Origin of the sequence: Cryptosporangium sp. NPDC051539, from assembly GCF_044454545.1 — a bacterium.
Taxonomy (GTDB): Bacteria; Actinomycetota; Actinomycetes; order Mycobacteriales; family Cryptosporangiaceae; genus Cryptosporangium.
This window is the reverse complement of the sequence record NZ_JBITDV010000001.1, coordinates 1,126,431-1,138,342: the sequence shown is the minus strand read 5'-3', so window position 1 is coordinate 1,138,342 and position 11,912 is coordinate 1,126,431. Positions and strand designations below refer to the sequence as shown.

Here is an 11,912-nt window from a genome sequence, read left to right as displayed (position 1 = left end):
CGCGTTGAGTTATAGGCTTATCATCTAACTCAATGCGCGGTAAGGCAAGAAGCGGTCAGCTGATCAGGGTGAGCTTCGGGGAGGCGGTGTCCGCTGCGTGCGGCGCGAACTCGCCGAGCCGGGTCCAGTCCCGGGGTATCGGAGGCATCGGCGGCAGCGCTTCGTCCGTGGCGGTGCGGGTGTACAGCAACGTGTACTGGAATTTGCTGGTCAGGTTGTCGCTCACCGGCCAGTACTCGTAACTGCCGAGGCGGACTCCGCACCGCACCGCGTTCGCCAGCCAGGAAAGCCGGGCGTCCAGTTCGTCGCGCCGGTCGTCGTCGGTGGCGCCGTCGCCAGGGTCGGCCATGCCGTTGTCGACGACGTTCAGTCGTGGGAGGGCACTGCCGTAGACCCTGTAGAGAGTCGCCAGCGCGTCGGTCAGCGCCTCGGGGATCACCGGCCGGCCGTACCGCGTCGTGCTGACGCCTTCGAACGGTGCGATCGCGAATCCCAGTGGTGCGACGAACCGATTGACGTCGTTCAGCGGTGCGAAACAGTCCTTCGCCGGCAGCACCATCGGGAGATTCTCGGGCGCGGCCACCAGGATCGGGTTGAACCACGACAGGGTCAGCGCGTCCTGGGGCGTCGCGATGATCCCGAGGTCGCCGGGCCGGACGCATCCGGTGCGTTCGACCGGCGAGTCGCCGGTACCGAGCGTCATGTGACGCCCGAGCAGAAGCGGGTCGAGGAACAGGTGGTTGGTCCACTGCTCCATCTGCTCCACCGCGACGCGGTCCGCCAGGTCGTCGGTCGCCGGGTAGCCCGAGAACAGGATCACTGTCGTTCCGACGCCGCCGCGCACCCCCGCCTCCCGAAGAGCCCGGGTGGCCGAGCCGTGGCCGAGGAGCACGTGGTGCACGGACGGCAAGCCCCGTGCACCGAGGCCGGTACTGGTCGGATACACGCCGGCGACGTGCTCACCCACCGAGGGTGCGGCCAGGTCGCTGGAGGTCACCCAATCGGTGACGTAGTCGCCGAACCGCTCCGCGGCGGCGTAGGCGTAGTCGGCAAAGCGCAGCGCGGTGGTCCGGTCGAGCCAGCCGCCGGCCTCGGTGGCCCACCGCGGCAGGTCCTGGTGGTGGAGCGTGACGCGCACGTCGCGGCCGGTCGCGCGCAGGGCGTCCAGACCGCGCAGACAGCGGTCGACGGCGGCGCGGTCCCAGTGGCCGGGACGCTCCGGCTCGAGGAAGTTCCACCCGAGTACCGCGCGGTGGGTGGTTATCGACGCGCCGGTCAGCGCATGGAGGTCGCCGGCCCACCGCGCGGATTCGGCGCTGTCGGCCACCTGCGTCGGCGGGTCCAGTGCCTCGGGGGCGGCCAGCGCGCGTAATGTCGCGATTCCCCAGGCCACCGAGCTCAATGCGCCAGCTGACATGACTCACCACCTGAACAGGGCGGGCGCGTCGTTGTGACCTGCCCCACGGAAGCGTGCTGATCAAAGGCACGTTAACACCGGGGTTAGCGAGCGACAACGCAATCGTCACACTGTTCTGCCTACTCAGGCGTCGGGTTGGGCCAGGAGTGCGGCGAGCCCGCTGTCGACCGGGAGCGCGACGCCGGTGATGGCCGCCGCGTCGTCCGAGGCGAGGAACGCCACTGCGGCGGCGATGTCGGCCGGATCGGCGAGCCGGGGCAGCGGCAGTTGCGCGGCGTACCGGGCCAACCCCGCCTCGCCGAGGTAGCTGGCGAACGCGGGGGTGCTGACCGATCCGGGCACCACGGCGTTCACCCGGACGCCCGACGGACCGCCCTCGACGGCCGCCTCCTTGGTGAGGTGGATGACGGCGGCTTTCGCGGTGCCGTAGTAGGGCGTCACCCCGGCGACCTTCGCCACACCGGCCATCGACGCGGTGTTCACCACGACGCCACCGCCGCGCGGCCCCATGATCCGCAACGCGGCGCGGATGCCGCGGAACGTCGCCCCCAGGTTCCCGTCGATGCCACGCGCCCAGGTGGCGTCGTCGACCTCAGTGAACGAGGCCCGGCCTCCGAAGCCCACGTTGTTGTGGAGGACGTCGAGCCGGCCGTGCCGCTCCACGGTGCCGTCGAGCAGCCGGTCGACGAATCCGGGCTCGAGCACGTCGCCTGCAACCGCCTCGCCGCCCCCGATCAGCCGAACGGTCTCCTCGGCTGCTTGCGCTCGCAGGTCGTTGACGACGACCAACGCCCCTTCGGACGCCAGGCGCAACGCGGTGGCACGGCCGATGCCCGAGCCCGCGCCGGTGACGACGGCTACCTTTCCCTCGAAACGCATTGTCGCTCCTCTCACGGGGCGGACGTGATGTCGCCGGTCTCCGTGCCGGTCCAGAAGCGGGTCCACGACGGGTCGGCGCCGGGCAGGGCCGGCGGGTGCCCGCTCGTCCCCCAGCTGTCGAAGCCGACGGCCTGCGGACGTTCGGCGACATCGGTGGCGTACCAGTGGTGCTCCGCACGCCGCTCGAACAGCCAGTCGCCCTCGACCTTGCGGTACATGTCGTCGTACCGGATGGCCATGACGATCCACCGGTCCCCGACCTCGTGTTCGGCGCGGCAGTAGACGTTGCCCGTGGCGGTGCTGGGTCCGCCCTCGGTGCGGGGGCCGTCCGTTTCGTCCGGTCCGAGGACGATCCGGTGCCCACAGATCTGGTGCACCGAGCGGTAGAACCAGCGGACCTGCGGGGTGATGTAGGCCAGCAGTGCCTCCCGGCCCTGACCGTGGCGGCCGAGGTGCACGTCCGGTACGAACAGTGCGCACCACGCGTCCAGGTCGCGGGAGTCGACCGCGAGCGCGTACCGGATCGGCAGCTGCCCGATCTCCAGTCGCGCCTCCACCCGGGCGAGCCGCAAGGCCGTGTCCATCAGATGCCGCCGGTGAGCATCAGCGTGTCCGCGGTGAGGTACGCGAGGTCGTCGCTGACCAGCGCCACAACCGCGCGGCCGATGTCGGCTTCGGGGTCGCCGACGCGTTTGAGCATCAGCGCCTTCTCCATCCGGGCGAACATCTCCGGGTGCTCTTCCCGGAACACCTCCGACGACGGCGAATGGGCGTTGGGGACGAGGACGTTGACCCGGATCCCGTAACGACCCCATTCGCGCGCGGCGACCCGGGAGAGCCCGCGGATCGCCTCCTTGGCCATGGCGTATGCCCCGAACAGTGCGTTGCCGCTGATCGCCGTGCTCGACCCGAAGTTGACGATCGCGCCACCACCGCGTTCCCGCAGATGCGGCAGCGCGGCCTGCATGCCGTACAGCGTGGCGACGGCCCCGCTGCGCCAGCAGGCCTCGACGTCCTCGTCCGTCAGTTCGGCCACCGAACGTCGCACGGACGTCGCGGCGTTGTTGATCAGGGCATCCAGGCCGCCGAACCGGTCGACGGTCTCGGCCACCGCCGCATCCATCTCCGCCCGCACGCCGACGTCACACGCGACCGCGTGCGCGCTGCCGCCGAACTCCGCGATCGATGCGGCGACCGCCTCGCACTTCGACGGTGTCCGTCCGGCGAGCACGACGTCGGCGCCCTCCTTGGCCAGTGCGAGCGCGATTCCGCGTCCGATTCCCTGCCCGGCACCGGTGACCAGCACGACCTTTCCCGTCAGCCTCATGGCCGTCCTTTCGCGCGGAGCAGCGGGGCGAGCTCCGTACCGATCCTCTGTACGTTCGCGGCGAACTGCGTGGCGGTCATGCCCGGCAGGCCGGCCCAGAAGTAGACCGTGTCGACCGGAGCCCCGGCGGTGAACGACAGGACGAAGTCGGCGACCTCGGCCGGAGTACCGAAGACGAAGTAGTCCAGCGACGTGTGCCCCTCCGGGCGTCGTGCGCGCAGCTTTTCCGGGTCGACGGGTGTGAAGGGTGCTCCCATCCGGTTGTGGCGCCGGTAGGAGTTCACCTGCTCGGCCAGGTGCTGGGACACGACCGGCCAGTCGCGCTCGGGGTCGTCGCTCACCCATGCTTGGATGCCGCCGCCCATCCGGGCGGATCCGGGATCGTGACCGCCGTCGATCAGTCCTTCGCGATACGGCTCCCAGTTCCGAGCGTCGGGGGAGAGCAAGAACTCGCCCAGGCGTCCGGCTCGTCGTGCGCCCTTCGGCCCGAGGTAGCCCATCCAGATCGGCAGGCGATCCTGCACAGGTGACGGTGTGACGCTCCGGGACACCCAGAGGGCGCGGATCTCCCGCGCACGAGCGTCGTTTTCCCGGTAGCGGGTGGAGAGATCCGCGCCGTGGAGCGCGAATTCCGGTGGCCGGTAGCCCGCGCCGAGACCGAGGTCTAGGCGGCCGCCGCTGAGCAGGTCGACGACGGATGCCTGCTCGGCCAGCGTGGCCGCCGAGTGGAGAGGAGCCACCACGACGCCGGTGCCGAGCCGGACGCGCCGGGTCCGGGCGGCCGCAGCGGCGAGCAGCGTCAACGGCGCCGGCAGGTAGTCGTCGTCGAACCCGTGGTGCTCGGTGGCCCAGATGCTGTCCAGCCCGACGTGTTCGGCTACCTCGCACAGCTCCGGGAACGCCCCGTAGAGCTCGGCCGGCTCCCGGCGCCACCGTTCCGGGTTGCGCATGTCGAAGTAGACGCCGACCTTCATCAGAAGCCGAGTTTCCGGCCGATCAGATCCTTCATGATCTCCGTGGTGCCGCCGTAGAGCCGTTGGACCCGGGCGTCCCGCCAGATCCGGGCGATCTCGTACTCGTTGACGTAGCCGTATCCGCCGTGCAGCTGGAGGCAGCGGTCGACGATCTCCCACTGGGTCTCGGTGGCCCAGAACTTCGCTCCGGCGGCTTCCTCGCCGGTGAGCTCGCCCTCGTTGACGGCCTCGACACACCGGTCGACGTACACCTGCATGACGTCGAGCTTGGTGGTCATGTCGGCGATCGCATGCCGGTTGACCTGGAAGTTCCCGATCGGCTGGCCGAACGCCTTCCGGTTGTGCGCGTACTCCACGGTCAGCTCGATCGCCCGCCGAGCCGAGGCGACGGCGTGGATCGCGATCCCGAGGCGCTCGGCCGGCAGATTGCGCATCAAGTGGTAGAAGCCACGGTTTTCCTCGCCGACGAGGTTCGTCACCGGCACTCGGACGTCTTGGTACGACAGCTCGGCGGTATCGGCGGACTTCTGTCCGATTTTGTCGAGTTTGCGACCCCGGCTGAAGCCCGGCGTGTCTGTTTCGACGGCGATCAGGCTCACCCCGCGGTGCCCGGCGGCGGGATCGGTCTTCGCGACGGTGAGCACCAGGTCGGACAGGTAGCCGCTGCTGATGAACGTCTTCGCGCCGTTGAGGACGTAGTAGTCACCGTCGCGTCGCGCGGTGGTGCTGATGCCGGCCAGGTCCGAGCCCGCCCCGGGCTCGGACATCGCGATGGCCACGATCAGGTCGCCGGAGACGAACCCCGGTAGCCAGCGGGCCTTCTGCTCGTCGGTGGTGAGTCCGACCATGTACGAGGACAGGATGTCGTTCTGCAGGCCGAAGCCGACGCCGACCGACCCGGTGGCGTGCATCTCCTCGGTGAGGATCGCGTTGTAGCGGAAGTCCTTGAGGTCCAGCCCGCCGTACTGCTCTGGGGCCTCCCAGCCGAGGAGGCCGATCGCGCCAGCCTTCGTCCATACCGCGCGGTCCGAGATGCCGGCGGCTTCCCACTCCGCGGCGTGCGGAGCGCACTCCTTCAGAAAGAAGTCGCGGGCGGTCTCCCGGAACTGGGCGTGCTCGGGTTCGAAGATCTTTCGGCGCATCTGAGCCCTCCCGGCAAATTTAGTTACCTATATGCCAGTCGGTTCGTGGGTTGTCCGGCATATGGCACGGTAGTTATAGTTCTATCATCTAGACGATAGAGGGAGAACCAGTGGACTTCGGTCTTTCGGAGGAGCACGCAGCGTTGCAGGAGGTCGCGCGCAAGTTCGTCGACCGCCACTGCCCGCCGGCGCGCGCCAAGGAGTGGGACGAGGCCGGTGCCTATCCGGAAGAGCTCTTCAAGGCGATCGCCGAGATGGGATGGTTCGGCCTGCCGTTCCCCGCGGAGGCGGGCGGCGACGACGGCGGCGCGGTCGAGTTGGCGCTGATCGCCGAGCAGCTGGGACGTGCGAGCCTCGACATCGCGATGTGTTACATCGGCACGCTGATTCCCTCGCTGACCGTCTACAAGTGGGGTACGGACGCGCATCGGGCCGACATCACCGAGCGCATGCTCACCGGCCGGTCGCGCTACGCGGTGGCGATGTCCGAGCCGGACACGGGCTCCGACGCGGCCGCACTGCGCTGCCGGGCCGAGGACAAGGGTGACCACTTCCTGCTCAACGGGCAGAAGATGTGGTGCACCGGCGCCGGCCTGCCTGGCACCACGATCATGATGTACGTCCGCACGTCCAAGGGCGACCGCAAACACGACGGCATCAGCCTGATGCTGGTGGACGCGGACGCCCCGGGCGTGGAGCTGCGCCAGCAGCCCACCCTCGCCCGGCACATCCTGGGCACCTACGAGGTCTACCTCACCGACGTCGTCGTCCCGAAGGCGAACCTCGTCGGCGGCCAGGACGAGGCGTGGAAGGTGATGCTCTCCAACCTCGAGCTCGAACGGGTGCTGATGAGCGGCGGCTACGTGGGCGTGGCGCAGGCGACCCTCGACGAGGCCTTGGACTACTCGAAGCAGCGGGTGGCGTTCGACCGCCCGGTGGGTACGTTCCAGTCCCTCGCCCATGCGATGGCCGACATGCAGGTCGAGATCGACTCCGCTCGGCTGCTCGCGTACCGGGCAGCCTGGCGGCTGGCGGCTGGCCTACCCGCGTCGCGCGAGGGAGCGATGGCCAAGCTCAAAGGTTCCGAGACGTACGTCGCGGCCGCCCGGCTGGGGATGCAGATCTGCGCGGGACACGGGTTCTCCACCGAGAGCGTCATGAGTTTCCGCTGGCGGGAGTCGATCGTCGCGCCGATCTCCGGCGGAACGAGTCAGATCCAACGCAACGGAATCGCTCGCAGCATGGGTCTGAGGAGCTACTGATGGATGCCGTCATCTGCGCACCCCTGCGCACACCGGTAGGACGCTACGGCGGGGTGTTCAAGGACGTCCCCGCCGTCACGCTGGCCGCTACGGTGATCAGGGCGCTGATCGAACGTACCGGCGTGCGGAACGTCGACGACGTCGTCTTCGGCCAGTGTTACGCCAGTGGCGAGGCGCCCGCGATCGGGCGGGTGGCCGCGCTCGACGCCGGGCTGCCCGTGGAGACCGCCGGTGTGCAGATCGACCGGCGCTGCGGGTCAGGTCTGCAGGCCGTGATCTGGGCGGCCATGCAGGTGCGGACCGGCGCCGCCGACGTGGTGATCGCCGGCGGCGCGGAGAGCATGAGCCAGGTCGAGTTCTACTCGCCGACGGTGCGGTGGGGCGCGCGCGGCGAGCAACTCGTGTTCCACGACCGGCTCGCGCGGGCTCGCGTCACCGCGGGCGGCCAGGACTACCCGGTGCCCGGCGGCATGCTCGAGACGGCCGAGAACTTGCGTCGGGAGTACGGCATCTCGCGCGAGGAGCAGGACGACTACGCGGTGCGCTCCCACGCGCGGGCCGTCGCCGCCCAGAGCGCCGGGCGTTTCGACGCCGAGATCGTCCCGGTGGAAGTCAAGGGCCGGAAAGGCGACGTCACGACGGTGACGGCCGACGAGCACCCGCGAGCCGACACGTCGCGCGAGAGCCTGGCCCGGCTGCGCCCCGTACTCGGTAAGTCGGATCCGGAGGCCACCGTCACGGCGGGGAACGCCAGCGGACAGAACGACGGAGCGTCGGCCTGCCTGGTCACCACCCCGGAGCGCGCCGGGGAACTCGGTCTCACGCCCCTGGCCCGTCTCGTGTCGTGGGCGGTGGCCGGGGTGCCGCCGCGCACGATGGGGATCGGCCCGGTACCCGCGGTCGCCAAGACCCTCGCCCGGGCCGGCGTCGAGTTGCGCGCCGTCGACCTCATCGAGCTGAACGAGGCGTTCGCCGCCCAGGTGCTCGCGTGCACACGTGAGTGGGGATTCGGCGAGGGTGACTTCGAGCGCTTCAACGTCAACGGCTCGGGCATCTCCCTCGGCCATCCCGTCGGTGCGACGGGCGGACGCATCCTCGCCACGATGCTCAACGAGCTGAACCGTCGCGAGGGCCGCTACGGACTCGAGACGATGTGCATCGGCGGCGGCCAGGGCCTGGCCGCGCTGTTCGAGCGGGTGGCGTGATGGAGGCTGCTGTCCTGGACCTGGTGCGAAACTTCGTCCGCACCGAGGTCGTCCCTCTCGAAGAGCAGATCGACGCCACCGACGAGTTCCCGCCGGACATCGTGGCGGCCGCCAAGGAGATGGGCCTGTACGGGTTCACGATTCCGGAACAGTACGGCGGGCTGGGGCTCTCCGCCGCCGAGGAGGTGCGGCTGGTCTTCGAGCTCGGTTACACGACGCCCGCGTTCCGGTCGCTGTTCGGGACCAACAACGGCATCGCCGGGCACACGTTGCTCGAAGGCGGCACGGAGGAGCAGAAGAAGGACTACCTGCCCAAGGTGGCGAGCGGCGAATGGGTCGCCAGCTTCGCGCTCACCGAGCCCGACGCCGGCTCCGATCCGGCGGCGATGACCACGCGTGCGGTCGCCGACGGCGACGACTGGGTGATCACCGGCTCCAAGCGCTACATCACGAACGCTCCGGTCGCCGACGTCTTCCTGGTGTTCGCCCGCACCTCGACCGAAGCGCGGCCCAGCCGCGGCATCTCGGTGTTCCTGGTGCCGCGCGACGCCGCCGGGCTGCGGATCGGGCCCAGGGACCACAAGATGGGCCAGGCCGGAGCGTGGACCGCCGACGTCGACCTCGATCAGGTCCGGGTGCCGGGGTCAGCGCTGATCGGCGCGGAAGGCTCCGGTTACGTCACCGCGATGCGCAGCCTCGCGCACGGCCGGCTGCACATCGCCGCGCTGTGCGTCGGCGCGGCGCAGCGACTGGTCGACGAGTCGTTGACCTTCGCCCTCGACCGCAAACAAGGTGGTCGTCCGATCGCCGAGCTCCAACTGGTGCAGGCCATGCTCGCCGATTCGAAAACCGACACGCTCGCCGCCCGGGCGCTGGTACTGGACGTCGCCGCCCGGTTCGACGACGGCAGTGACACCAAGCTCGGGCCCTCGGCGGCGAAGTACTTCGCCAGCGAGGCCGTCGGGCGGGTCGCCGACCGCGCGGTGCAGATCCACGGCGGCGCCGGGTACATGCGCGGCGTCGCCGCCGAGCGGTTCTACCGCGACGTACGCCTGTTCCGGATCTACGAGGGCACCAGCCAGATCCAGCAGCTGGTGATCGCCCGCCAGATGATCGGCGAGCGACGATGAGCGCGGTCGACGCGCTCCGCGAGCGGGTCTCCCGCGAGGTGGACAGTGGCTATCTGCCCTCGGCGCAGATCGCGGTGGCCCGGCACGGTGAACTGATCACGTTCGACACGTTCGGCGACCCCGAGGTGAAGCAGCCCCGGTTCGTGCTGCAGTCGGTCGGGCGCACCGTGGCCGCCAGTGTGGCCTGGAAGCTGCTGGGCGACGGCCTGCTCCGCCTCGACGAGCGGGTCGCCGACGTCATCCCGGAGTTCGGCGCCAACGGCAAGGACGTCGTGACCGTCGAGCACGCGCTGACGCACACCGGCGGGTTCCCGTTCGCGCCGCTGGGCTACCCGAAGATGCTCGACCGCGCGACGCGACTGGCGTCGTTCGGCAAGTGGCGCCTCGACACGGTGCCCGGCGAGGTACTCCAGTACCACTTGACGTCGGTCGCCTGGCTGATCGCGGAGTTCGTGGAACGGCGCGACGGCCGCACGATGCCGGCCTACCTGCAGGAGGAAATCGTTGCGCCGCTGGGCCTGACGTTCGGCCTGGCCGTGCCTCCGGCGGAGCAGCGGGCCACCGTGGCGCCGATGCGCTGCACCGACGGCGACGGCAGTGAGGTCGACCCGTGGGGACCGTGGTACCTCAACGATCCAGCTGTCGTGGCGGCGGGCGAGCCTTCCCACGCGGTGGTGGGCACGGCGGCGGACGTCGCACTGCACTACCAGGCCCTGCTCGCCGCGCTGGACGGCGACGACCGGATCTGGGCGCCGACGGCGGTGGCCGACGCCGTCCGCCCGCACGTGGTCGGAGTGCCGGCCGGCGATCAGCTCTACGGCGGTGGCACGGTGGACACCGCGATGGGGTTGTTCGTGCTGGTGCGGGGTGCGGGCACTCCGAACCTGCCGTCGACGGGCTCGCCGGAGACGTTCGGCAACAGCGGTGCGGCCTACCAGGCGGCGTTCGCCGACCCGCGGAGCGGGCTGTCGTTCGCGCTGCTGAGCAACGGCTATCCGAAGGCCGGCTACGACTACAGCCCGCGCGGCCGGGCGCTCCTGGACGACGCGGTCAACCTGGCCGCTCTTCTTTGAGTACGCGACGGAGCAGCTTGCCGGTCGGCGTGTAGGGGAGGGCGGCGCGGAACTCGAACTCGGCCGGAACCTTGAACCGGGCCAGCGTCCGTTCCGCGTGACGCCGGAGGCCGTCCTCGTCCGGGGCGGCCCCCGGCCGTAGCACGACGACCGCGCGCACCCGTTCGCCCCACTCGGGGTCCGGTGCCCCGACGACGGCGACGTCCTCGACGTCGGGATGGTCGCGCAGCGCGTTCTCCACTTCGGCCGGGTAGATGTTCACCGCGCCGGACAGAATGAGGTCCGTGCGGCGGTCGACCAGGTAGAGCCACCCGTCCGCGTCGAGGTAGGCGATGTCGCCGACGGAGTAGAACTCGCCACGCCGGCCGGCCGCGGTCTTCTCCGGGTCACCGAGGTACTCCGAGCCGATGCCGCCGGGGTTGCGGACCCACAGCGTGCCGGGCTCTCCCGGCGGTAGTTCGTTCCCGTCGTCGTCGAGGATCGTCATCTGTGCGCCGTCGCCGTCCGCGCGTCCGACGCTGCCGGGATGGGCGAGCCATTCGACCGGGGAGATCGAGGTGCCGAACCCCTCGGAGCAGGCGTAGAACTCCCAGAGAACCGGACCCCACCACTCCATCATCCGCCGCTTGACGGCCACCGGAGTCGGTGCGCCGGCGTGGCTGACGACCTGGAGCGATCTGGTGTCATGGCGCTCCCGGATCTCGGCCGGGAGCTGGAGGAGCCGGTGGAAGTGGATCGGGGCGAGCTGCGCGGTGGTGACGCCGTACCGCTCGACCAGCCGCAGAAAGCGCTCGCTGTCCCACTTACCGGCCAGGACGACGGTGTGTCCGTGGTGGAGCCCGTACAGGCCCCAAGCGCCGGGAGCCCCGTGGTAAAGCGGTCCGGTGACCAGTGAGACGGCCCCGGGGTCGTGTCGCAGGCCGCGGCGTGCCATCAGCGGATCCTGCGCCGCGAGGGCGGTCTCCGGGTCGACGGTCGCGCTGACCGCCCACGTCACACCCTTCGGCCGCCCGGTCGTGCCGGAGGTGTAGAGCAGCACTTGGGCGTGGACTCGCGGCATGGGAGGCTCCGTCGGACGGCCGCGGCGGAACGCGTCCGGATCGGTGACGAGGTGGGCGGTGGGCGGGAGGCATGCCCGCGCCCGCTTGACGTACGGCGGATCGGCGAAGACGAGCTCCGCGCCGCTGTTGGTGAGGATGTACGCCGTCTCGTCGGTGGTGAGGTGCGTGTTGACCGGAACGTACTGGACACCCGCTTGACCCGCGCCTAGCGCCCACTCGAAGTACCGCACGCTGTTCTCCGCGAGCAGAGCGATCCGGGCCCCGGAACCGAGCCCGGCCGCGCGCAGGGCGTGCGCGATCTGGTTCGCCCGCTCGTGCAGCTCACGGTAGGTGGTCGTGGTGCCGTCGGGGTCGATCACGGCGATGCGGTCGGGTTGCTGCTCCGCGTACTCGTAAAAGCTGACGGCGGTCATGCCTACCCTCTACGCCTCGACGGTAGTTG

Annotated in this window: 11 protein-coding genes; 4 read left to right on the top strand and 7 right to left on the bottom strand. The window is 70.1% G+C overall.

What is annotated here, in order from left to right:
• Positions 1 to 55: 55 nt before the first annotated feature.
• The 6 genes from ACIBZJ_RS05425 to ACIBZJ_RS05400 all read right to left on the bottom strand — a co-directional run bounded on the left by ACIBZJ_RS05425 (position 56) and on the right by ACIBZJ_RS05400 (position 5,739).
• Positions 56 to 1,417 carry a family 1 glycosylhydrolase gene (locus ACIBZJ_RS05425; protein ID WP_395925754.1) on the bottom strand — a complete coding sequence of 454 codons (1,362 nt, stop codon included), beginning with the start codon at positions 1,415 to 1,417 and terminating at the stop codon, positions 56 to 58.
• A gap of 123 nt (positions 1,418 to 1,540) precedes the next feature.
• Positions 1,541 to 2,296 carry an SDR family NAD(P)-dependent oxidoreductase gene (locus ACIBZJ_RS05420; RefSeq protein ID WP_395925752.1) on the bottom strand — a complete coding sequence of 252 codons (756 nt, stop codon included), beginning with the start codon at positions 2,294 to 2,296 and terminating at the stop codon, positions 1,541 to 1,543.
• Between the two features lie 11 nt (positions 2,297 to 2,307).
• Positions 2,308 to 2,880 carry a nuclear transport factor 2 family protein gene (locus ACIBZJ_RS05415; protein WP_395925750.1) on the bottom strand — a complete coding sequence of 191 codons (573 nt, stop codon included), beginning with the start codon at positions 2,878 to 2,880 and terminating at the stop codon, positions 2,308 to 2,310.
• Positions 2,880 to 3,623: an SDR family NAD(P)-dependent oxidoreductase gene (locus ACIBZJ_RS05410; RefSeq protein ID WP_395925748.1), complete on the bottom strand. Its 744-nt coding sequence runs from the start codon at positions 3,621 to 3,623 to the stop codon at positions 2,880 to 2,882. Before ACIBZJ_RS05410 ends, ACIBZJ_RS05415 begins: the two co-directional genes overlap by 1 nt.
• Entirely contained in the window at positions 3,620 to 4,597 is a 978-nt protein-coding gene (locus ACIBZJ_RS05405; protein ID WP_395925746.1) for an LLM class flavin-dependent oxidoreductase, read from the bottom strand. The genes ACIBZJ_RS05410 and ACIBZJ_RS05405 overlap by 4 nt, the downstream gene beginning before the upstream one ends.
• Entirely contained in the window at positions 4,597 to 5,739 is a 1,143-nt protein-coding gene (locus tag ACIBZJ_RS05400) for an acyl-CoA dehydrogenase family protein (RefSeq protein WP_395925744.1), read from the bottom strand. The genes ACIBZJ_RS05405 and ACIBZJ_RS05400 overlap by 1 nt, the downstream gene beginning before the upstream one ends.
• Positions 5,740 to 5,849: 110 nt before the next feature.
• Here ACIBZJ_RS05400 and ACIBZJ_RS05395 point away from each other — a divergent pair, with 110 nt between their 5' ends.
• The 4 genes from ACIBZJ_RS05395 to ACIBZJ_RS05380 are packed head-to-tail and all read left to right on the top strand — an operon-like array spanning position 5,850 to position 10,409.
• The gene (locus ACIBZJ_RS05395) at positions 5,850 to 7,001 is read left to right on the top strand and encodes an acyl-CoA dehydrogenase family protein (RefSeq protein WP_395925742.1); all 1,152 of its coding nucleotides are present in this window, start codon (positions 5,850 to 5,852) and stop codon (positions 6,999 to 7,001) included.
• Positions 7,001 to 8,206 carry an acetyl-CoA C-acetyltransferase gene (locus ACIBZJ_RS05390; protein ID WP_395925740.1) on the top strand — a complete coding sequence of 402 codons (1,206 nt, stop codon included), beginning with the start codon at positions 7,001 to 7,003 and terminating at the stop codon, positions 8,204 to 8,206. The genes ACIBZJ_RS05395 and ACIBZJ_RS05390 overlap by 1 nt, the downstream gene beginning before the upstream one ends.
• Positions 8,206 to 9,336: an acyl-CoA dehydrogenase family protein gene (locus ACIBZJ_RS05385; RefSeq protein WP_395925738.1), complete on the top strand. Its 1,131-nt coding sequence runs from the start codon at positions 8,206 to 8,208 to the stop codon at positions 9,334 to 9,336. The genes ACIBZJ_RS05390 and ACIBZJ_RS05385 overlap by 1 nt, the downstream gene beginning before the upstream one ends.
• Positions 9,333 to 10,409: a serine hydrolase domain-containing protein gene (locus ACIBZJ_RS05380; RefSeq protein ID WP_395925736.1), complete on the top strand. Its 1,077-nt coding sequence runs from the start codon at positions 9,333 to 9,335 to the stop codon at positions 10,407 to 10,409. The genes ACIBZJ_RS05385 and ACIBZJ_RS05380 overlap by 4 nt, the downstream gene beginning before the upstream one ends.
• Here the strand turns inward: ACIBZJ_RS05380 and ACIBZJ_RS05375 are convergent.
• The gene (locus tag ACIBZJ_RS05375; RefSeq protein ID WP_395925734.1) at positions 10,387 to 11,883 is read right to left on the bottom strand and encodes an AMP-binding protein; all 1,497 of its coding nucleotides are present in this window, start codon (positions 11,881 to 11,883) and stop codon (positions 10,387 to 10,389) included. The genes ACIBZJ_RS05380 and ACIBZJ_RS05375 overlap by 23 nt on opposite strands.
• Positions 11,884 to 11,912: the final 29 nt, after the last annotated feature.